Source organism: Kosakonia pseudosacchari, assembly GCF_900184035.1.
GTDB lineage: Bacteria > Pseudomonadota > Gammaproteobacteria > Enterobacterales > Enterobacteriaceae > Kosakonia > Kosakonia pseudosacchari.
In genome coordinates, this window is sequence record NZ_FXWP01000011.1 from 129,048 (window position 1) to 150,136 (window position 21,089).

15 protein-coding genes and 1 pseudogene are annotated in these 21,089 nt (G+C 55.9%); 8 read left to right on the forward strand and 8 right to left on the reverse strand.

Features of this window, described 5'->3' with window-relative positions; translation table 11 throughout:
- Both BN2591_RS09170 and ypfH read left to right on the forward strand, forming a co-directional pair.
- Window positions 1-2,016, forward strand: a complete 2,016-nt coding sequence (locus tag BN2591_RS09170; RefSeq protein WP_482793316.1) for a tRNA(Met) cytidine acetyltransferase TmcA — start codon at window positions 1-3, stop codon at window positions 2,014-2,016.
- Window positions 2,017-2,093: 77 nt separating this feature from the next.
- Window positions 2,094-2,792 carry an esterase gene (gene ypfH / locus BN2591_RS09175; protein ID WP_086870849.1) on the forward strand — a complete coding sequence of 233 codons (699 nt, stop codon included), beginning with the start codon at window positions 2,094-2,096 and terminating at the stop codon, window positions 2,790-2,792.
- 41 nt (window positions 2,793-2,833) lie between these two features.
- Here the strand turns inward: ypfH and BN2591_RS09180 are convergent, their stop codons facing one another.
- The 4 genes from BN2591_RS09180 to BN2591_RS09195 form a co-directional block, all read right to left on the reverse strand.
- Window positions 2,834-3,034, reverse strand: coding sequence for a YpfN family protein (locus tag BN2591_RS09180; protein WP_017458940.1), 201 nt, complete (start codon window positions 3,032-3,034; stop codon window positions 2,834-2,836).
- A gap of 16 nt (window positions 3,035-3,050) precedes the next feature.
- Entirely contained in the window at window positions 3,051-4,178 is a 1,128-nt protein-coding gene (gene dapE, locus BN2591_RS09185) for a succinyl-diaminopimelate desuccinylase (RefSeq protein WP_086870850.1), read from the reverse strand.
- Window positions 4,179-4,181: 3 nt separating this feature from the next.
- The gene (locus BN2591_RS09190; protein WP_086870853.1) at window positions 4,182-4,538 is read right to left on the reverse strand and encodes an ArsC family reductase; all 357 of its coding nucleotides are present in this window, start codon (window positions 4,536-4,538) and stop codon (window positions 4,182-4,184) included.
- A gap of 91 nt (window positions 4,539-4,629) precedes the next feature.
- Window positions 4,630-5,067 carry a GNAT family N-acetyltransferase gene (locus BN2591_RS09195; RefSeq protein WP_086870854.1) on the reverse strand — a complete coding sequence of 146 codons (438 nt, stop codon included), beginning with the start codon at window positions 5,065-5,067 and terminating at the stop codon, window positions 4,630-4,632.
- Window positions 5,068-5,251: 184 nt separating this feature from the next.
- Between BN2591_RS09195 and ypfM the strand changes: the two genes are divergently transcribed.
- Complete coding sequence (gene ypfM / locus BN2591_RS24255) at window positions 5,252-5,311, forward strand: protein YpfM (protein ID WP_100181659.1); 60 nt, start codon at window positions 5,252-5,254, stop codon at window positions 5,309-5,311.
- A 100-nt stretch (window positions 5,312-5,411) separates the two neighbouring features.
- Here the strand turns inward: ypfM and acrD are convergent, their stop codons facing one another.
- Together acrD and narQ are read right to left on the reverse strand one after the other, a co-directional pair.
- On the reverse strand, window positions 5,412-8,525 hold the full coding sequence (acrD, locus tag BN2591_RS09205; RefSeq protein ID WP_086870856.1) for a multidrug efflux RND transporter permease AcrD: 3,114 nt from the start codon (window positions 8,523-8,525) through the stop codon (window positions 5,412-5,414).
- 199 nt (window positions 8,526-8,724) lie between these two features.
- On the reverse strand, window positions 8,725-10,419 hold the full coding sequence (gene narQ, locus BN2591_RS09210) for a nitrate/nitrite two-component system sensor histidine kinase NarQ (RefSeq protein WP_086870857.1): 1,695 nt from the start codon (window positions 10,417-10,419) through the stop codon (window positions 8,725-8,727).
- 223 nt (window positions 10,420-10,642) lie between these two features.
- On the opposite strand from narQ, the pseudogene aegA reads away from it, so the two are divergent.
- From aegA to BN2591_RS09230, 4 genes and pseudogenes are all read left to right on the forward strand, one after another.
- Window positions 10,643-12,623, forward strand: a pseudogene (aegA, locus tag BN2591_RS09215) (formate-dependent uric acid utilization protein AegA).
- An 82-nt stretch (window positions 12,624-12,705) separates the two neighbouring features.
- The gene (gene nudK, locus BN2591_RS09220; protein ID WP_086870858.1) at window positions 12,706-13,281 is read left to right on the forward strand and encodes a GDP-mannose pyrophosphatase NudK; all 576 of its coding nucleotides are present in this window, start codon (window positions 12,706-12,708) and stop codon (window positions 13,279-13,281) included.
- Between the two features lie 122 nt (window positions 13,282-13,403).
- Window positions 13,404-14,447 (forward strand): DUF1176 domain-containing protein, encoded by a 1,044-nt coding sequence (locus BN2591_RS09225; protein WP_086870860.1) that lies wholly within the window; start codon window positions 13,404-13,406, stop codon window positions 14,445-14,447.
- A gap of 49 nt (window positions 14,448-14,496) precedes the next feature.
- Window positions 14,497-15,435: a hypothetical protein gene (locus BN2591_RS09230; protein WP_086870862.1), complete on the forward strand. Its 939-nt coding sequence runs from the start codon at window positions 14,497-14,499 to the stop codon at window positions 15,433-15,435.
- Between the two features lie 38 nt (window positions 15,436-15,473).
- Here the strand turns inward: BN2591_RS09230 and tkt are convergent, their stop codons facing one another.
- Entirely contained in the window at window positions 15,474-17,468 is a 1,995-nt protein-coding gene (gene tkt, locus BN2591_RS09235) for a transketolase (RefSeq protein WP_086870864.1), read from the reverse strand.
- Window positions 17,469-17,489: 21 nt separating this feature from the next.
- Window positions 17,490-18,440, reverse strand: coding sequence for a transaldolase (tal, locus tag BN2591_RS09240; protein WP_086870865.1), 951 nt, complete (start codon window positions 18,438-18,440; stop codon window positions 17,490-17,492).
- A 280-nt stretch (window positions 18,441-18,720) separates the two neighbouring features.
- On the opposite strand from tal, the gene maeB reads away from it, so the two are divergent.
- Complete coding sequence (maeB, locus tag BN2591_RS09245) at window positions 18,721-21,000, forward strand: NADP-dependent oxaloacetate-decarboxylating malate dehydrogenase (RefSeq protein WP_086870868.1); 2,280 nt, start codon at window positions 18,721-18,723, stop codon at window positions 20,998-21,000.
- Window positions 21,001-21,089 lie beyond the last annotated feature (89 nt).

Below are 21,089 nucleotides of genomic sequence, written 5' to 3' on the forward strand. Positions count from 1 at the left end.
ATACAACAACTGAGTGAACTGAGCGCCCGCATGGCGCAGGAAGGGATCCGTCGCTTGCTGGTGATTGCCGGTGCGCCGGCCTGGAGTGAAACGCAGGCGAGCACGCTGCGCGACTCGCTTCCCGGCGACTGGCTGTGGGTTGGTGGAAAAAGCGGCTGGCCACAACACATTCACCCTCGCGCATTAACGACTTTGCTCGGGCGGGAATTCCGTCATGCGGTGTTCGATGCGCGTGAAGGATTTGATGTCGCCGCCTTTGCCGCGCTTGGCGGGACGCTCACGGCCGGGAGCTGGCTGGTGTTACTCACACCGCCGTTCGCGCTGTGGCCGCAGCAGCCGGATGCTGACAGCCTGCGCTGGAGCGATACCGCCGAGCCGATTCCGACCCCGGTTTTTGTTGCTCACTTTTGCCGTACACTCCAGAGCGATCCACAAACCGTGGTGTGGCAGCAAACGTCACCTTTCTCTCTTCCTGACTTTTCTCCCCGGCCTGAGTGGCACACGGCAACCGGCGCACCCGAGCATGAGCAGGCGCAGATCCTTGCGCAACTTCAGCACATGCCTCCAGGTGTCGCGGTGGTGACGGCGCCACGCGGGCGAGGTAAATCGGCGCTGGCAGGAATGCATATTGCCCGCGCATCTGGGCCTGTCACGGTCACCGCACCTGCGCGCGCTGCCACCGATGTGCTGGCGCAATACGCCGGGGAACGGTTCAGCTTTATCGCCCCGGATGCGTTGCTCCAGCAGATAACCGCGCAGGGAGCGCACTCTGGCTGGCTGGTGGTGGATGAAGCCGCTGCCATTCCTGGTCCGCTGCTGCAGGCGCTGGTTTCCGCTTTCCCCCGTGTATTGCTCACCACCACCGTACAGGGTTACGAAGGCACCGGGCAGGGGTTTTTGCTGAAGTTCTGCGCCGGGTTTCCGCAGTTACGTCATTACACGCTCTCCACACCGCTACGCTGGGCGCAGGGCTGCCCGCTGGAGCAGGTGATAAACGCCCAGTTGCTGTTTGACGATGAACCAGTCGTTGAGCCGCCGACAGGTGACATCACCATGCAGCCGTTACCGGCGCAGGCCTGGCAGGAGTCACCGGCGATCCCGGCGGCGATTTATCGTCTGCTGGCGAGCGCCCATTACCGCACGTCACCGCTTGATCTGCGACGCATGATGGATGCGCCAGGGCAGCATTTCTGGCAGGCTTGCCGGGCACAAACGGCGGTTGCCGCGCTCTGGCTGGTGGAAGAGGGTGGGTTAAGTGCCGATCTTAGCCAGGCGGTGTGGGCGGGTTTTCGCCGCCCGCGCGGTAATCTGGTCGCGCAATCGCTGGCCGCCCACGGCGGTAGCCCGCTGGCGGCAACATTGCGCGGGCGGCGCATCAGCCGCATTGCTGTGCATCCTTTTTGCCAGCGTACAGGGATTGGCACTACGCTCATCGCCCATGCGCGGGCACAAACAACGGATTGTGATTACCTCTCCGTCAGTTTTGGTTATACCCCAGAATTATGGCGCTTCTGGCAGCGCTGCGGTTTTTCACTGGTGCGCCTTGGTAGTCATCGCGAAGCGAGTAGCGGCTGTTTTACCGCCATGGCGATCATCCCGCTGACGGCGGCTGGCGAAGCGCTGCTGGCGCGGGAACAGACACGCCTGGCGCGCGATCTGCCCTGGCTTGCCGACTGGCGCGAGGAAACGTTATCTCTGCCTGTTGTTCAGTCGACTACGCTTAGTGAAGAGGACTGGCTGGAGCTGGCTGGTTTTGCTTTTGCGCATCGACCACTTTCAGCAGCTTTTGGCGCGTTATGCCGATTGCTGGCGCACACGGATTTGCCATTGTCGGCATTGCGGGGAAAGGTAAGCGATGGCGAAAGCGAACAGGCGTTATGCCAGCGTTTATCGCTGAGCGGGCGTAAAGCGCTGCTGGCGCGTCAGCGCCAGGAGTGTGAACAGGCGCTCTTGCACCTGGATGCTGATCGCGCGCTCAATCTGAAAACACAGGTGCAGAAACTGCAATTTTTTTAACTAACTCATTCAGTTAAATGGCATGGTCATTATGGCTCCCGGGCGTAAACTGCACTCAACGATTTAAGGAGACAACCATGAAACATGACCATTTCGTTGTGCAAAGTCCGCCATCCCCGGCCAAACAATTACTGCTGTTGTTTCATGGCGTTGGCGATAACCCGGTCTCCATGGGGCAGATCGGTAGCTGGTTTGCACCGCACTTTCCCGAGGCGCTGATCGTCAGTATTGGCGGCGTGGAAGCCTGCGGCGCACCACCGGCCCGCCAGTGGTTTTCCGTAGCAGGCGTGACGGAAGAAAATCGTCAGCAACGTATCGACGCTGTCATGCCGCAATTTATTGATGTTGTACGCTACTGGCAGCAGCAAAGCGGTGTAAACGCGTTAGCCACGGCTTTAATTGGCTTTTCGCAAGGGGCGATTATGGCGCTGGAAGGGCTGAAAGCGCAGCCGGATCTGGCCTCGCGAGTGATTGCCTTCAATGGCCGTTATGCCACGTTGCCGCAGGCGGTTTCTGCGGCGCAAACCATTCACCTGATTCACGGCGGTGAAGATCGGGTTATCGATCTGGCCTGGGCGGTGAAAGCGCAGGAAGCGGTGCAAACGTTAGGCGGCGATATCACGCTGGATATTGTGGAGGATTTGGGCCACGCCATTGATGATCGCAGCATTGAGCTGGCGCTCGAACATTTGCGCTACACCGTGCCGAAGCACTATTTCGATGAAGCGTTAAGCGGCGGCAAGCCGAATGACGACGATATTATCGAGTTTTTATGAGTAGAGCATTCACCCCCGAAAGGGGGTGAATAATGTGAGGCTTATTTTTTCGGCTGATCCTGTTTCGGCCAGTCGTCATCGTCGTCCCACTTGTCGTTGAAATCACGATGAGGCGGCAGATCCGGCTTGTTAGCGAGGAATTTTTTGTGATCGACCCGGCTCAGGTCTTTGATCACATTAATCAGTACGCCAAGTAAAAACACCAGTACCAGAATCCACCAATATTTTGCCAGCCAATCCATGTCATCCTCCAGGCCATCAGGCGATGAGTTGTTCCATAATGCGTTGATACATACGGGCAAGCAGTTGCAAATCCGCCGCATTCACACATTCGTTGATCTTGTGAATGGTGGCGTTCACCGGCCCAAGTTCAACCACTTGTGCGCCCATACGCGCAATAAAACGGCCATCTGACGTGCCGCCAGTGGTTAACAACTGCGGTTTGATCTCATTATAGTGCTCAATGGCATTGACCACCGCATCCACCAGTTTGCCGCGTCCCGTCAGGAACGGCTGCCCGGAAACCCACCACTCCACACTGTAACGCAACTGATGTTTATCCAGCAGCGCCAACACCTGGGCTTTGATCATCTCGTCGGTCAGTTCGGTGCTAAAGCGGAAGTTGAACTGTACAAACAGATTGCCCGGGATAACGTTGTTGCTACCGGTTCCGGCTTTGATATTGGCAATCTGCATGCTGGTCGGCGGGAAATATTCGTTGCCGTGATCCCACTGGATCGCCACCAGCTCATTGAGCATTGGCGCGGCGCGGTGCACCGGGTTATCCGCCAGGTGCGGATAGGCAACGTGCCCCTGAACACCGTGAATGGTCAGGTTGCAGGTCATCGAGCCACGGCGGCCGTTTTTTACCACATCGCCCACCACTTCCGTACTGGAAGGCTCACCGACCAGGCAGTAATCCAGCCGTTCGTTACGCGCCATCAGCGCGTCGACCACTTTGACGGTGCCGTTGGTCGCGCTGGCCTCTTCGTCAGAGGTGATGAGAAATGCCAGGCGGCCTTTATGCTGTGGATGCTGCGCGACAAAACGCTCGGCGGCGACGACCATCGCCGCCAGCGAACCTTTCATGTCTGCCGCGCCGCGGCCAAACAGCATACCGTCGCGGATGGTCGGTTCAAAAGGTGGGTTGATCCAGCGGTCGGCATCGCCCGCTGGCACTACATCCGTATGGCCAGCGAAGGCCAGCGTTTCGCCTTGTCCGCGCCATGCCCAGAAGTTTTGCGTGTCGCCAAAATCCATCGGCTCAATGGTAAAACCGATAGCGCGCAGGCGTTCAATCATCAACGCCTGGCATCCTGCATCATTGGGACTCAGAGAAGGGCGACGAATAAGCTGCTGTGTCAGCTCAATAACCGGGCACGACATAAACTACACCTCGTTAATAAACTTCTCATAACTGGATTCATTGAAACCCAGCAGCATAGGCTTACCCGGCGCACAGAGCAATGGGCGTTTGATAATTGCAGGCATTTCAAGCATCAACGCGATGGCAGCATCATCATTGGTAATGGTTGCACGGCGGGATTCATCCAGCTGGCGCCAGGTGGTGCCACGCGTGTTTAACAGCGCTTCCCAGCCGAGTTCATCCACAAATGTACGCAGTAAATCTGCATGAATACCGTCTGCGCGGTAATCGTGGAAACGGTATTCCACGTGTTGCGTTTCGAGCCAGCGGCGCGCTTTTTTGATGGTGTCGCAGTTTTTGATGCCGTACATGGTGATCATGGTGAATCCTTTTGTCTCATTTTTGGTTATTTGTGCAAGAAATTAGAACGATGTATTTTAATTTGCCTGTGATTTGTCTGATAAGCAAATGTCAGCGGATATAACCACTCTGTTCCAGTTTGAATAAACTTTCAGGTGTTGCGCATACCATGCCTGTGGTTAAAAAACGGAAACCATATTGTTGATAAAATCCTGTCTTTTCCGGTACGGAATAAATAAAGGTTTTGCCGAACGGTAATAATGTTCTGACAATGTCAGACATTAGCTGTTTTCCATAACCGCGGCCCTGCATTTCTGGCGCGACCACAATATCCGCAACATAGCTGGCCCATGTCAGATCGCTGATAGCACGCGCCGTGGCGACCAGTTCTCCGTTATGGTAGCCGAACCAGCAGAAGGTACTGTTGCGCCACGCTTGCTCGACCTGTAGCGGGTCGCGCTGATTGAGACCGCCTGCGGCAATAAGCGCCGTTAACGCCAGCCAGTCCACCGCTTCAATTGCTGATTTATCGAACAATGTGATCGTCATTTCATTTGGCCCTAAAGTTTTTATGGAATATTGCCGTTATTCACATTAAATGACATGACATCGGCTCATAGTTATTGCAAGCATTAAAAGTACCCCGCTAATAACAATTGAAGCAATTGATTAACGTCTCTTCAATGCTGTTACGGGTTTGAGTAGAATTGCCAGAATAATAAGAGAGGTAGTTATGATTGAACATGAACTGGGGAACTGGAAAGACTTTATCGAAGGCATGCTTCGTAAATAATTTCCAGACGAACGATTAAGCAGTGACGGCTTGATAAATAACAATGTGAACCAACACATGAAAAAGGCGACCAACTGGTCGCCTTTTTGTTATGCAGACATTACTGCGCGCGCGCTTTGAGCGGGAAACGGCGGCGCACCAGCACGAAGAACAGCGGCACGAAGAAGATTGCCAGCACGGTCGCGGAAATCATCCCGCCCATCACACCGGTACCCACGGCATGCTGGCTGCCGGAGCCAGCGCCGGTGCTGGTTGCCATTGGCAGCACACCGAAAACGAACGCCAGCGAGGTCATCAGAATCGGCCGTAAACGCTGACGGCAGGCATGCAGCGTGGAGACCAGCAGATCTTCGCCTTTGGCATTCATGTCGTTGGCAAATTCGACGATGAGTATCGCGTTTTTCGCCGACAGGCCTATTACTGTTAACAACCCGACCTGGAAGTAGACATCGTTCTCCAGCCCGCGCATCCAGGTCGCCAGCAACGCGCCAATCACGCCAAGCGGCACCACCAGCATCACCGAGAACGGCACCGACCAGCTCTCATACAGTGCCGCGAGGCACAGGAACACCACCAACAGGGAAACCGCATATAACGCCGGTGCCTGCGCACCGGAAAGGCGTTCCTGGTAGGACATGGCGGTCCACTCCAGACCAAAGCCAGTAGGCAACTGACTAACCAGTTTCTCCATCACATCCATCGCCGTACCGGTGCTGACGCCGGGTGCGGATTCGCCGACAATCTCGACTGCGGCATAACCGTTGTAGCGTTCAAGGCGCGGCGAGCCGGTTTCCCAGCGCGAGGTGGCAAACGCGGAGAACGGCACCATTCCACCGCTGCTATTTCGCACATACCAGAGGTTGATATCGTCCGGCAGCATGCGGTATTTCGCCGCCGCTTGTACGTAGACCTTTTTCACGCGTCCGCGATCCATAAAGTCATTCACATAGCTGGAGCCCCAGGCGGTTTTCAGCGTGTTGTTAATATCATCAATCGACACGCCCAGCGCCTGCGCTTTGCGCTGATCGATATCGATTTGCAGCTGTGCGCTGTCATCAAGACCGTTATGGCGAACGCGGGTCAGCGCCGGATCTTTCGTCGCCATCTCAATCAGGCGATCGCGGGCCGCCATCAGAGCGTCGTGCCCTGCACCGGCATGATCCTGCAATTCCATATCGAAACCGGCCGAACTTCCCATGCCACTGATAGCGGGCGGGCTGCTGGCGAAAACGCGGGCTTCACTGATGCGGCTAAACGCTTTGGTGGCGCGTTCGATAATGGCAAAGGCGCTACCACTGTTCGGATCGCGGGCTTCCCAGTCTTTCAGGCGGATAAACAAACGCGCCACGTTCTGCCCGTTACCACCGGGGCCGGAACCGACGGTGGCAAACACCGACTCGACATTCGCTTTCTCGTGGGTGAAGAAATAGTCTTCGACTTTCTGCACCACTTTCAGCGTCTGCTGTTGCGTAGCCCCGCTCGGCAACTGCACGGATGTGGTAAACATACCCCTGTCTTCAAGCGGCAGAAATGACGTTGGCAGACGCAGGAACAGCAGCACCATGCCGCCAATCAGCAGTACATAGAGCAAAATCCAGCGCAGGCTGCGATGCAAAATCTTACCGACGGCGGTTTCATAACGATCGGCGTTGCGGTTGAACAGACGGTTAAAGGCGCCGAAAAAGCCTTTCTGCCCGTGCAGTTCACCTTTATGCAGCGGCTTGAGCAGCGTGGCGCACAGCGCCGGGGTGAGGATCATCGCCACCAGCACAGAAAGCACCATCGCCGAAACAATGGTGATAGAGAACTGGCGATAAATCGCGCCGGTAGTGCCGCCAAAGAAGGCCATCGGCACAAATACCGCCGACAATACCATCGCAATCCCCACCAGCGCGCCCTGGATCTGCCCCATCGATTTGCGTGTCGCTTCCCTGGGCGACAGCCCTTCTTCGGTCATGATGCGTTCGACGTTTTCCACTACCACAATCGCATCATCCACCAGCAGACCGATGGCGAGCACCATGGCGAACATGGTCAGGGTGTTGATGCTATAGCCGAATGCGTAGAGCACCGCGAACGTGCCAAGCAGTACGACCGGCACGGCGATAGTGGGGATCAGCGTGGCGCGGAAATTTTGCAGGAACAGGTACATCACCAGAAACACCAGCGCGATAGCTTCAAGCAGGGTTTTCACTACATCGATAATCGAGGCTTTAACAAACGAGGTGGTTTCGTAAGCGACTTTATATTCCAGACCGTGCGGGAAAAAGGGAGCCAGCTCGTTTAGGCGGTTAATCACCAGTTCTGCCGTCGCCATTTCGTTAGCGCCGGAGGCCAGTTTTACACCCAGACCAGAAGCCGGGTTGCCGTTAAAACGGCTCAGGTAGTCATATTTCTCTGCGCCCAGTTCCACCGTCGCCACGTCACCCAGGCGCACTTCTGAACCGTCCTGATTCACGCGCAGCGTAATATTGCGAAACTGTTCCGGCGTTTGTAAAAGCGACTGGGCGTTGATAGTGGCGTTTAACGCCTGGCGATCGACAGAAGGGGTTCCGCCAAGTTGCCCGACGGCAATTTGCGCATTCTGCGACGAAATGGCGCTGGTGACGTCCGAGGCGGTGAGCTGGTAACTGTTGAGCTTCGCCGGATCGAGCCAGATACGCATTGAATATTGCGAACCGTAGGCGTCGATATCGCCAACGCCGTTTACGCGGCTAATCGGATCCTGAATATTACTTGCCACGTAATCGGAGATATCTTGCTTATCCATCGAACCGTCGGTGGAGACAAACGCGATGGTTAAAATGTTGGTATCACCGGTTTTGCGCACCGTGACACCCTGGTTTTGCACGGCTTGCGGGAGTTTACGCATCGCCGATTGCAGCTGGTTTTGTACCTGCTGCACGGCTTCATCAGGATCGGTACCGGCACTGAAATTGAGGGTGACCGTTGCCTGCCCGGTGGCGCTGCTTTGCGAGGACATATACATTAAATTATCGAGGCCGGTCATATTCTGCTCGATAACCTGCGTCACGGTGTTTTCCAGCGTTTGCGCCGATGCGCCAGGGTAGTTAGCGGTAATGCGGACGTTAGGCGGTGCTAAATCGGGATATTGTTCGACGGGTAAAGAAATAATGGCTAGTGTCCCCGTAAGACAGATCAGGATCGCCAGCACCCACGCAAAAATGGGGCGATCAATAAAAAAATTCGCCATCAGAAATAAAACCTCATATTGCTGCGCATCGTTATAGTGACATTGCTTGCATCAATGTAGCGGCAATGCAGAAACCAATCGTGGAGAAAAAAAGGAGAAAATGTAAATTATCATGCCCGATTAAGGCATAACTATGCATAGCGATACTTAAGCAAAATTTCCTCCTGCACAAACTCATTTAACTTTAAATTCTTTACACTTATTGACGCTCCGCGCTGACCGGTAATGGAAAACGAAACTGCACCTGGGTGCCGCAGCCCGGCGGAGAGACGATTTGCAGCACGCCGCCAAGGCGCTCGGCGCGCTCGCGCATGATCGTCAAGCCGTAATGTCCGGCGGGCTCCTGCGTGCTCTTCATACCGATGCCGTTATCACGAATGTAGACCGAATGCAGTCCGTCAGGATCGGTCACACAGCTGACGGTGATTTCGCTGGCCTGCGCGTGCTTAATCGCGTTGATAACCGCTTCGCGCACAATTTGTAAAACGTTCATTTGCTGTTGCGCATCCAGCGCCTGCGTGGGTAAACGGCAATCCAGATTCAGCTTCGCGCTGGTCTGGCTTTGCAATACGTCCAGGGCTTCACGCAGCGCGGCGGGCAGCGAGCTTTGCTGTAACGAGAGGCGAAACGTGGTGAGCAGCTCACGCAACTGCTGCCACGCGTTGTTCAGACCCCGTGAAAAGTCGTCGATAATCAGGTGGGCAGGGGCATTATCTTCCGGCACCGAACGTTTAAGCAGCGCCAGCTGGATACGCAAATAGGAGAGCATCTGCGCCAGCGAATCGTGCAGTTCGCGGGCGATGGTTGCGCGTTCTTCCATCAGCATTAATTGCTGGTAATGCTTCTGCGCCTGGTTGATATAGAGCCCGCGCCCAAGAATGGTGGCGATATTGCACATCAGCGGCGCGGAGAGCGGCTGCTGGTGGCTTTGCCAGCGCAGCTCGCCCAGCATGTTCTCCTGCATATTGACCGGCAAGCTGTTTACCGGTAGTGCGGAGTTAAGCTCTCCTTGCTGGATCCGCCAGTTATCATCGACAACCAGTTCCAGGAAGCAGGCTGCCTGATGATCGTAGACGATCTGCAACACGTGGCGCAGACACAGGGCGTCAATCTGGCTGGTGTTGAGCGCCTGCGAGCACTGGTACATCACCTCCAGCCGGCTGTTGGCTTCGTGCAGATCGCGGGTTTTTTCCGCCACCGACGTTTCCAGCGAGCGGTAGAGTTTAAACAGTTGCCCCGACATTCGGTCGAACGTTGAAGCCAGTAACCCCAGTTCGTTATCCAGTTTGTTATCGAGCGGCAGCAAGGAAAATTGCCCTTGCTGGATACGCTGGCACGTGGCGACCAGATTATTAAGGGGTTTGACGACCCGCTGGCGAATACGGCGCAGCGTAAAAAACACCAGCGTGAAAATCCCGGCTGCGCCCAGCATCGAAATAGCGACCACCAGCATCATTTTGCGTTCGGCGTAGTGCTGGAGCGCCAGCACGAACAAATCAATTTGCCCGACATAAGCCTGGATATTTTGTGCGTACCATTGCTGGTCACCCTGAATCAGATGCTTTTCCATCTGGTGCCAGTTTTCGTGCAATTGCCCATAACGTTGCTGCACTTCCTGCGGAACATACCAGCGGTTCAGGGTTTGTAATACGGGAGAGTTCAGCGTCTGCTGGTAAATCTGGCGGTGGGGTTGTAGTTCAGCGGTCTGTTTTTGCAGCTCGTAACCAAGCCGGTAACTCTGCATGCGCAGCGACCCGGCAATATTGATGGCTTCCGCGTCCCGCAGGCTGCTGGCAAGCGTGATGAGCGCCACCCCGGTGGAAAGCAGTGACAGTAAAACAAGAGAGAAAAAGGCTCTGGCCAGGCTTCCTGAAACAGGTTTTTTGACGATCACTGCAGCGCTTCCCAATCCTGATGTTACGTACAGAAAACATCGGCCTGAACGTCCATCGAATGAAATAATTTTTCAGAAATCCTGAAATAAATTGATCTGCTACAAGCTCGTGACAAATAGATAACCTTTCTGGGCAATTGAACATTGCCTGTGTCGTGCTGCCCCGGTAAATACAATGCTCATATAAAAAATAAGGTTTATTAAACCAGAAAAGAAGGGTGCCATGAATCGTTTTATTATGGCGAATAGCCAGCAATGTTATAGGATGTCGTGCCTGTGAAGTCGCGTGTGTGATGGCGCACAATGACGAACAACATGTGTTAAGCGCCGCGCATTTTCACCCCCGGATCACCGTGGTAAAACACCAACAGCACCGCAGCGCGGTGACCTGCCATCACTGTGAAGCTGCGCCCTGTGCCCGCAGTTGCCCGAATGGCGCAATCAGTCGTGTTGATGAGGCGATTCAGGTCAATCAGCAAAAATGTATTGGCTGTAAATCCTGCGTGGTGGCTTGCCCGTTTGGCACCATGCAAGTGCTGGTCACGCCGATTGGCGACGGGCTGGTGAAAGCCACCGCACACAAATGCGATCTGTGCCAGGGCAGGGCGGAGGGCCCTGCCTGCGCGCAGAATTGCCCGGCCGATGCGCTGCAACTGGTAAACAGCGACGCGCTGGCGGGGTTTGCGAAATCACGCCGTCTGCGTACCGCCAGCCAGGAGGCGCAGCCGTGGCACAGTGTTGCGGCGCTGACGCCCGCCTTTAACGACCGCAAAGTGCGGCAGATGCGTAAAACGCCGCCGCGCGGTGAGCCTGATAAGCTGCCACTGGCGGCGCGTAAAAGTGGTTTTGATGAGATCTATCTGCCGTTTCGCGCCGATCAGGCCAATCGTGAGGCTGAGCGCTGCCTGACGTGTGGTGACCACAGCATTTGCGAATGGACTTGTCCGCTGCATAACCATATTCCGCAGTGGATCGAGCGGGTGAAAGTGGGCGACATTGCGGCGGCCGTCGAACTTTCGCATCAAACCAACTGCTTGCCGGAGATCACCGGTCGTGTCTGCCCGCAAGACCGGCTGTGCGAAGGGGCATGTACGGTGCGCGATGAGTATGGCGCGGTCACGATCGGCAATATTGAGCGCTATATCTCCGATCAGGCGCTGGCGCAGGGCTGGCAGCCCGATTTACAACAGGTTGCGGCGGTAGATAAGCGTATCGCGATTATCGGTGCTGGCCCGGCGGGCCTCGCCTGTGCGGATGTGCTCGCTCGCCACGGTGTGAGCGCCACGGTGTTCGATCGCCACCCGGAAATCGGTGGTTTGCTCACCTTCGGCATCCCCGCTTTTAAACTGGATAAATCGCTGCTGGCGCGTCGTCGGGAAATATTCAGCGCGATGGGCATCCGTTTTGAGCTTAATTGTGAGATTGGCAAAGATATCGCGCTGGATATGCTGCTCAGCGATTACGACGCGGTGTTTGTAGGCGTTGGCACTTACCGTTCAATGAAAGCCGGGTTGCCAAATGAAGACGCTCCGGGCGTTTACGATGCGCTGCCGTTCCTGATTGCTAACACCCGCCAGTTAATGGGGTTGCCGGACAGCGCCGACGAGCCGTTTATCAATACTGAGGGACGCAATGTCGTGGTGCTTGGCGGCGGCGATACGGCAATGGACTGTGTGCGTACCGCGCTGCGTCATGGCGCGGCAAAAGTGACCTGCGCCTACCGTCGCGACGAAGCCAACATGCCTGGCTCGAAGAAGGAGGTGAAAAATGCGCGGGATGAAGGGGCGGAGTTTGAGTTCAACGTTCAGCCGGTAAATCTGGAGCTGGATAAGAGCGGTAAAGTTTGCGGCATTCGCTTGCTGCGCACACAGCTTGGCGAGCCGGATGCCAATGGCCGCCGCCGTCCGGTGCCAATTGAAGGCAGCGAATTTGTGATGCCTGCCGATGCGGTGATCATGGCGTTTGGTTTCAATCCGCATTCGATGCCGTGGCTGGAGCGTCACGGCGTGCGCATTGATGACTGGGGGCGCATTGCTGCCAGTGTCGAAAGCCAATATCGCTACCAGACCAGCAACCCGAAAATTTTCGCCGGGGGCGATGCGGTGCGCGGTGCCGATCTGGTAGTGACCGCGATGGCGGAAGGGCGCCACGCCGCGCAGGGTATGATGGAGTGGCTGGGCGTCAAAGCGCCAGGGCAGCATTAAGGCGTTTGTCATAAAACAGGCTTCACGGCGTCACGCTTAGCAGCGTAGTATTACGCAAAGTTATTAGCGCTCTGGAGCCTGTATGTCGCTGAAAATTGAAGTTATCAAAGATAAAATCCTCTCTGAGAATTATTTTGTCCTGCGCAATATCACCTACGATTTGACCCGTCAGGACGGCGAAGTGGTGCGTCATAAACGTGAAGTGTATGACCGGGGCGATGGCGCCACTATCCTGTTGTATAACCGTGAAAAGCAGAGTGTGGTGCTGATCCGCCAGTTCCGCATTGCTACGTGGGTGAATGGCAACGTGGATGGTCGCCTGATTGAAACCTGCGCCGGATTGCTCGATGACGATGAGCCGGAAGTGTGCATCCGTAAGGAAGCAATTGAAGAGACCGGCTACCAGGTTGGCGAAGTGCGCAAAGTATTTGAGCTGTATATGTCGCCGGGCGGGATAACGGAAATTGTCCACTTTTTTATTGCGGAATATAACGACGCGCAGCGCGCGAATAACGGTGGTGGCGTGGACGATGAAGACATCGAAGTGCTGGAGTTGCCCTTCCGGCAAGTCTTAGCGATGGTCGCCAGCGGTGAGCTCCGTGATGGCAAGGCGGTGATTTTACTGCAATATTTGCAAATGTCTGGCTTAATGGACTGAAATGTATAGAGTTATTAGCTTCCCTTTCAGATGAAGCTATCCGATAAATCCGATTGAGCAAGCCAACCGGGAAATAGAATATACGCAGTTTCTGCGTCTATTCTTCCGGGGTTGTGCCAGCCATGCGTTACCGCAGCGTTTTGACTTTGCTCTTCGGCCTTCTGGCCGCACCGTTGCTGTGCGCTGCGCCTGCGCAACAAACCTTTTCCGACTGGCAGGTCACCTGTAATAACCAGAATTTTTGTGTGGCTCGCAATATTGGTGAGCATCAGGGGCTGGTAATGACGCTGGAGCGCAGTGCGGGTGCGCGCACCGATGCTACACTGCGTATCGACTACGGCGGCATTGACGCGCCGATCACCAAAGAACCGCCGATTGCCGGGCGCTTACTCTTTGACGGTCAGCCACTGGCGCTGGCTGGCGAACGCTGGCAAATCACCCCGTGGCATCTGGTGACGGATAATACCGATGCCATCACTTCGTTTTTAAAAAACATTCAGGAAGGCCAGTCGCTTACCCTGCAAGGCAGCAAAGGCGAGATTTCTCTGCTGGGGCTGAAAGCGGCGCTGCTATTTATTGATGCGCTGCAAAAACGCGTCGGCAGCGAAACGGCATGGATCAAAAAGGGCGATAGCCCCTCGTTAAGCGTTCCACCCGCACCTGCGTTGAAAAAGGTCGCCACGGCCAACGTTGCGCCAACCCCGCTGACGCACCAGGAGTTGAACGATTTACTGGATTACGGCACCTGGCGAATGAACAGCAGCCAGTGTTCGCTGGACCCAATGCGCCGGCAGGTGCGCGTGAGCGCGCTAACTGATGATAAAGCGTTGTTATTGATCGACTGTGAAGCGGGTGCCTATAACCTGGTTGAACGCGCGTGGCTGGTATCGCGGGAAAAACCGTTTGCCGCACGGCTGGTGCGCCTGCTGCTGCCTTTCACGCCGGATAACGGTAACGATGAAATGGAGCTAATGAACGCGGCGTTTGATGAGAAAACCCGCGAACTCACCACGCTCTCCAAAGGCCGCAGCCTGGCGGATTGTGGCGTGTCGAGCCGCTGGCGTTTTGACGGCCAGCGCTTTCGCCTGGTGCGTTACGCGCAGGAGCCTTCCTGCGATAGCTGGCACGGCCCCGATGCGTGGCCAACGCTATGGGTGACGCGCTAACCCTTCGCTGACATAATCCCTTGCGGATATTTTCATCGGGAAGGGAATAATGAAACGCTTTTACCCACAATGGCTTGCGGCCTGCGTGCTCTTTTTTGCCGTTCTGCCTGCACAGGCTGAACTGACCTCAGCGGATAAACAGAGTATCGCCCAGCTTGTCGATGTCTGGAATAACCACCTGAATGGCAATACCCAGGCAACCGGCAACGATCTCTATGCGGCTCAGGTCGAATGGTTTGGCCAGCGTCTTGAGCGCGACGAGGTGCTGCGTCGCCAGCAAGCGTTCACCTCTCACTCACCGCACTATGCGCAGCGCATTATCACCACGCTTGATATTGCCGAAGATGAGGCGGGTAATGTCCAGGTTGAGTTTGTCAAACAAGCCGGGCTCGATGAAAAACAGGTAAAAAACTACCCGGCACAGCTTACCTTCAGCAAGCAGCCTGAGGGCTGGCGTATTAGCGGCGAAACCGATTTGCTCACCCGCCTGAATCAAAAAGAGGCGTCGGTGCAGGGGCTTTTGACCAAAGGCAAGTTTGACGGCAACAGTAAAGATGTCGTGTGGGTGAACGCGCGTGACCCCAAAACCGGCGGCAGCTGCGATGAAGAGGGCGACTGTGAATGTAAACTCTGGAGCAGCAACCCGGCTGTACAACCGGCGGTGGTGCCGCAGTGCATTGGTGGCGGAGTGGAAACGCTGTCGCAGCTCGATGATAGCGGGCGCGATCGGGTCGTTGTGTTCCCGCAGTGGTGGACCAGCGCCTGGCGGGTGGTCTATGTCTTCGATATCCAGCATGGGCAATGGACGAAAGCGCTGCCTTCGTTTCCCATCAACATCAATATTCAGGAAGACGATGACGCCGCCACGCTGGTGAAACGCGATACGCAGCACAACGGCAATGTGCTGGTGAAAAAAGCGCTGTGGGATGAAAAGCAGGAAGACATCGTCACGCCGCAGGAGAGCGAGCCGTTGCTGGTGGTGAAATAAAAGTAGCGCGCCAGCCGTAGACGCTGGCGCGCCCACGCTTATTTTTTCAGTACCGCTTTGGCTTTTGCCACCACGTTCTCGACCGTGAAGCCGAAGTAAGGGAACAGCTTCTCGGCAGGCGCCGATTCACCGTAACCGGTCATACCGACAATTGCCCCTTTCAGGCCAACATATTTGTACCAGTAATCGGCGATCCCAGCTTCAACCGCCACGCGCGCACTCACCTCCGACGGCAGCACCGATTCGCGCCAGGCCTCATCCTGCGCGTCGAAAATATCGGTCGACGGCAGTGATACCACGCGCACCTTGTGGCCTTCTTGAGTCAGTTGCTCCGCCGCGTTGACGGTGATCTCCATCTCCGAACCGGTAGCGATCAGGATCAGATCCGGTTTGCCGTCGCAGTCTTTCAGGATATAACCCCCACGGCTGATGGCCTGCACCTGCTCCGGAGTGCGCTCCATTTGCGTGAGGTTCTGGCGCGAGAGGATCAGCGCCGTCGGCCCATGATGGCGCTCGATCGCCAGCTTCCAGCCGACAGCCGCTTCCACCTGGTCACACGGACGCCAGGTGCTGAAGTTTGGCGTTAAGCGCAGACTGGCGAGTTGCTCTACCGCCTGGTGCGTTGGGCCGTCTTCCCCTAAGCCAATCGAATCGTGGGTGTAAACCATGATCTGCCGGGCTTTCATCAATGCCGCCATACGCGCCGCGTTGCGGGCATATTCAACAAACATTAAAAAGGTAGCGGTGTAAGGCACAAAACCGCCGTGGTGCGCGATGCCGTTAGCAATTGCCGTCATACCAAATTCGCGCACGCCATAGTGAATATAGTTCCCGGCCAAATCCTCTTTCAGCGATGTTGAACCCGACCAGATGGTAAGGTTGCTGGGGGCGAGGTCAGCGGAGCCGCCAAGCAGCTCCGGCAGAATTGGCCCATAGCTGTTGAGCGTGTTCTGCGAGGCTTTACGGGTGGCGATTTTCGCCGGGTTGGCCTGCAGCTTATTGATCCAGTCGGTGGTGGTTTTCTCCCAGCTTTCCGGCAGTTCGCCGCTCATACGGCGTGTAAACTCGGCCGCCAGATCCGGGTATTCCCTGGCCCAGGCAGAAAATTTTTCATTCCATTCCTGCTGTTTTTTCGCGCCGCGCTCGCGGGCATCCCACGCCTGGTAAATCTCTTTCGGGATCTCAAAGGCCGGGTATTTCCAGCCGAGTTTCTGCCGGGTGAGCGCCACTTCTTCTTCACCGAGCGCTGCGCCATGCGACTCCTCTTTACCGGCTTTGTTCGGTGAGCCGAAACCAATCACCGTACGGCAGATAATCAGTGACGGCTTATCTTTCACGCTTTGCGCTTCTTCAATGGCTTTTTTCACCGCCTCAGGTGAATGCCCGTCGATATCGCCAATCACATGCCAGTTATAGGCCTCGAAGCGTTTAGCGGTGTCATCCGTAAACCAGCCCTCGGTTTCGCCATCAATCGAGATGCCGTTGTGATCGTAAAAGCCAATCAGCTTGCCGAGCCCCAGCGTACCCGCCAGCGAACAGACTTCATGGGAAATGCCTTCCATCAGGCAGCCATCGCCCATAAACACATAGGTGTAGTGATCAACGATGTCATGCCCCGGCCGGTTGAATTGCGCTGCCAGCGTACGTTCGGCAATTGCCAGCCCGACGGCGTTCGCCAGCCCTTGTCCAAGCGGGCCGGTGGTGGTTTCCACGCCCGGCGTATAGCCGATCTCCGGGTGGCCTGGAGTTTTGGAGTGGAGCTGGCGGAAATTTTTCAGCTCTTCCAGCGGCAGGTCATAACCACTGAGGTGCAGCAGGCTATATAACAGCATTGAGGCATGACCGTTAGAGAGGATAAAACGGTCGCGATCGTACCAGGTGGGGTCTGCCGGGTTATGGCGCAGAAAATCATTCCACAGCACTTCGGCGATATCCGCCATCCCCATTGGGGCGCCAGGGTGGCCAGAATTGGCTTTTTGCACCGCGTCCATACTCAGGGCGCGAATGGCGTTTGCAAGCTCTCTACGGGACATAATTCACTCCATGGCAAAGGGTTAAAGTTTAGCGGCGAGCAGATCTTCGAGTTTGCGTTGATCGACGGCGAACTGGCGGATGCCATCGGCCAGCTTATCGACGGCCATCGGGTCCTGATTGTGCTCCCAGCGGAATTCCGCTTCTGTTAATGGTTCCGGGCGATGGAAGGTCTGGCGCGAGGGCACCAGCTTGCGTTCAACAACGCCTTCCTGCGCTTGTAGCTCTTTCAGCAGCGCCGGAGAGATGGTCAGGCGGTCGCAGCCCGCCAGGGCGAGGATCTGCTCGGTGCGACGGAAACTGGCACCCATCACAATGGTTTCATAGCGGTGCTGTTTGTAGTAGTCGTAGATATTGCGCACCGACTTCACGCCGGGGTCTTCGTCCACCACATACGGATCGAGCGGTTTGCGATCGTTATACCAGTCGTAAATACGGCCAACGAAAGGCGAAATCAAGAACACACCCGCTTCGGCACAGGCGCGCGCCTGGGCAAACGAGAACAGCAACGTCAGATTGCAGTTGATGCCCTCTTTTTCCAGTTCTTCCGCCGCGCGGATGCCCTCCCAGGTCGACGCCAGTTTGATCAAAATGCGTGATTTATCGATGCCTTGATCTTTGTACAGCGCGACGAGCTGGCGGGCTTTGGCAATGCTTTTCTCCTTGTCATAAGAGAGGCGGGCGTCAACCTCGGTGGAGACGCGTCCCGGGATGCTTTTCAGAATTTCCGCACCAAAATTAACCGCCAGTTTGTCGCTGGCTTCTGCCACTTGCTGCTCCTGCGTTTTACCGCGCGCTTTACCATAGGCAATGGCATCGTCAATCAGATGCGAGAAGTGCGCCAGCCCGGCCGCCTTCAGCAGCAGGGAAGGGTTGGTGGTGGCATCTTCCGGCTGATAGTGGCGAATGGATTCGATGTCGCCGCTGTCGGCCACCACGGTAGTGAATTGTTTGAGGCCGTCTAAGTGATTCATGAAAAATAACTCCTTTAAAAGCAATGGGTTACTGGAGTGCTTTCTGTCGCACTTTTGTAAGGATGAGAGGTGCATAACAAAAAAGCATAGCAGACGCGCCCGCGCCCTGCGTTTTGCGGCACGTAACAAAGTTGCGATAAATTGATAACAATTTTGTTTATGTCATGGCGAGATTTTGGCTATGTTCAAAGTTTATGCGGGCGACAGAGGCCATACTATGCGGCGCATTGGGATAGACATCGCACGTTTCACTCTGAAAACAACGTGAAAGGAACCTCAAATGGACGACCAACTAAAACAAAGTGCCCTCGATTTTCACGAATTCCCCCGTCCGGGGAAGATTCAGGTCTCCCCGACTAAACCGCTGGCCACACAGCGCGATCTCGCGCTGGCCTACTCCCCTGGCGTCGCCGCGCCTTGTCTTGAGATTGAAAAAGATCCGCTGGCGGCCTACAAATACACCGCGCGCGGCAATCTGGTCGCCGTGGTATCCAACGGTACTGCGGTACTCGGCCTGGGTAATATCGGCGCACTGGCCGGTAAACCCGTTATGGAAGGCAAAGGTGTACTGTTCAAAAAATTCGCCGGAATTGATGTATTTGATATTGAAGTGGATGAACACGATCCGGACAAACTGATTGATGTCGTCGCCGCGCTGGAACCGACCTTTGGCGGCATCAACCTGGAAGATATCAAAGCGCCGGAGTGCTTCTACATTGAAGCGAAGCTGCGCGAACGTATGAATATCCCGGTATTCCACGACGATCAGCACGGTACAGCGATTATCAGCACCGCCGCCATTCTCAACGGCCTGCGCGTGGTCGAGAAGAACCTCTCCGATGTGCGCATGGTGGTTTCCGGCGCGGGCGCGGCGGCGATTGCCTGTATGAACCTGCTGGTGGCGCTTGGGATGCAGAAACACAACATTGTGGTCTGCGACTCGAAAGGCGTTATCTACAAAGGCCGCGAACCGAATATGGCGGAAACCAAAGCCGCTTATGCCATTGACGATGACGGCAAACGCACGCTGGCGGATGTCGTTGCCGGTTCGGACATCTTCCTTGGCTGCTCCGGGCCGAAAGTGCTGACCCCGGAGATGGTAAAAGGCATGGCGCGCCAGCCGCTGATCCTCGCGCTGGCGAACCCGGAACCGGAAATCCTGCCGGATCTGGCGAAAGCGGTGCGCCCGGACGCCATCATCTGCACCGGGCGTTCCGATTACCCTAACCAGGTGAACAACGTGCTCTGCTTCCCGTTTATCTTCCGTGGCGCGCTGGATGTTGGTGCGACGGCGATTAACGAAGAGATGAAACTGGCGGCGGTCAACGCCATCGCGGAACTGGCGCATGCCGAGCAGAGCGAAGTGGTGGCGTCGGCCTATGGCGATCAGGATCTCAGTTTTGGCCCGGATTACCTGATCCCGAAACCCTTCGACCCGCGTCTGATTGTTAAAATCGCGCCCGCGGTAGCGAAAGCGGCAATGGCATCCGGTGTGGCAACGCGACCGATTGCCGATTTCGATGCGTATGTCGATAAGCTCACCGAGTTTGTCTACAAAACCAATCTGTTTATGAAGCCGATCTTCTCGCAGGCGCGCAGCGCACCGAAACGCGTAGTGCTGGCAGAAGGTGAGGAGCCGCGCGTACTGCATGCCACGCAGGAGCTGGTGACGTTAGGGCTGGCAAAACCCATTTTGATTGGCCGCCCGAGCGTCATTGAGATGCGAATTCAGAAACTCGGTTTACAAATCCGCCCGGGCGTGGATTTTGAAATCGTTAATAACGAGTCCGATCCGCGCTTTAAAGAGTACTGGATGGAGTACTTCAACATCATGAAACGCTGTGGCGTGACGCAGGAGCAGGCGCAGCGCGCGGTGATCGGCAATACCACCATTATCGGTGCGATCATGGTCCATCGCGGCGAAGCGGATGCGCTGATTTGCGGTACTATCGGCGATTACCACGAGCATTTTAAGGTGTTGCAGCCGATCTTCGGTTATCGCGACAATGTTCATACCGCAGGCGCGATGAACGCGCTGCTGCTGCCGAGCGGCAACACCTTTATCGCGGATACTTACGTCAATGAGGATCCGAGCGCGGAAGAACTGGCGGAGATCACCATTCTGGCGGCGGAAACGGTGCGCCGTTTCGGTATTGAACCGCGCGTGGCGTTGCTTTCGCATTCGCAGTTTGGTTCCTCGAACGCGCCGGCGGCGGTGAAAATGCGCGATACGTTAGCGCTGGTGCGTGAACGCGCGCCGGAGTTAATGATCGACGGCGAAATGCATGGCGATGCGGCGCTGGATGAGAGTATTCGCCATGAGCGCATGCCGGATAGCCCGCTGAAAGGGGCGGCGAATATCCTGATTATGCCGAACGTTGAAGCGGCGCGAATCAGCTACAACTTGCTGCGCGTTTCCAGTTCGGAAGGGGTGACTGTCGGGCCGGTACTGATGGGCGTGGCGAAACCGGTACATGTGCTGACGCCGATTGCCTCGGTGCGTCGTATTGTCAACATGGTTGCGCTGGCGGTAGTGGAGGCGCAAACGCAGCCGCTGTGAATGTGAGGCTGGCTATTCGGCAAGCCAGCCTAATCCACTGAATGAGGAATAGTTCCGTTCACCACGAGAGCGGCAGACACTTAGACATA

Bases quoted from the DNA above. Each gene is read 5' to 3' on its own strand.
- dapE (WP_086870850.1), bottom strand. From the start codon at position 4,178: ATGTCGTGCCCGGTTATTGAGCTGACACAGCAGCTTATTCGTCGCCCT.
- tkt (WP_086870864.1), bottom strand. From the start codon at position 17,468: ATGTCCCGTAGAGAGCTTGCAAACGCCATTCGCGCCCTGAGTATGGAC.
- BN2591_RS09190 (WP_086870853.1), bottom strand. From the start codon at position 4,538: ATGATCACCATGTACGGCATCAAAAACTGCGACACCATCAAAAAAGCG.
- maeB (WP_086870868.1), top strand. From the start codon at position 18,721: ATGGACGACCAACTAAAACAAAGTGCCCTCGATTTTCACGAATTCCCC.
- BN2591_RS09180 (WP_017458940.1), bottom strand. From the start codon at position 3,034: ATGGATTGGCTGGCAAAATATTGGTGGATTCTGGTACTGGTGTTTTTA.
- acrD (WP_086870856.1), bottom strand. From the start codon at position 8,525: ATGGCGAATTTTTTTATTGATCGCCCCATTTTTGCGTGGGTGCTGGCG.
- BN2591_RS09230 (WP_086870862.1), top strand. From the start codon at position 14,497: ATGAAACGCTTTTACCCACAATGGCTTGCGGCCTGCGTGCTCTTTTTT.
- nudK (WP_086870858.1), top strand. From the start codon at position 12,706: ATGTCGCTGAAAATTGAAGTTATCAAAGATAAAATCCTCTCTGAGAAT.
- BN2591_RS09225 (WP_086870860.1), top strand. From the start codon at position 13,404: ATGCGTTACCGCAGCGTTTTGACTTTGCTCTTCGGCCTTCTGGCCGCA.
- BN2591_RS09195 (WP_086870854.1), bottom strand. From the start codon at position 5,067: ATGACGATCACATTGTTCGATAAATCAGCAATTGAAGCGGTGGACTGG.
- ypfH (WP_086870849.1), top strand. From the start codon at position 2,094: ATGAAACATGACCATTTCGTTGTGCAAAGTCCGCCATCCCCGGCCAAA.
- tal (WP_086870865.1), bottom strand. From the start codon at position 18,440: ATGAATCACTTAGACGGCCTCAAACAATTCACTACCGTGGTGGCCGAC.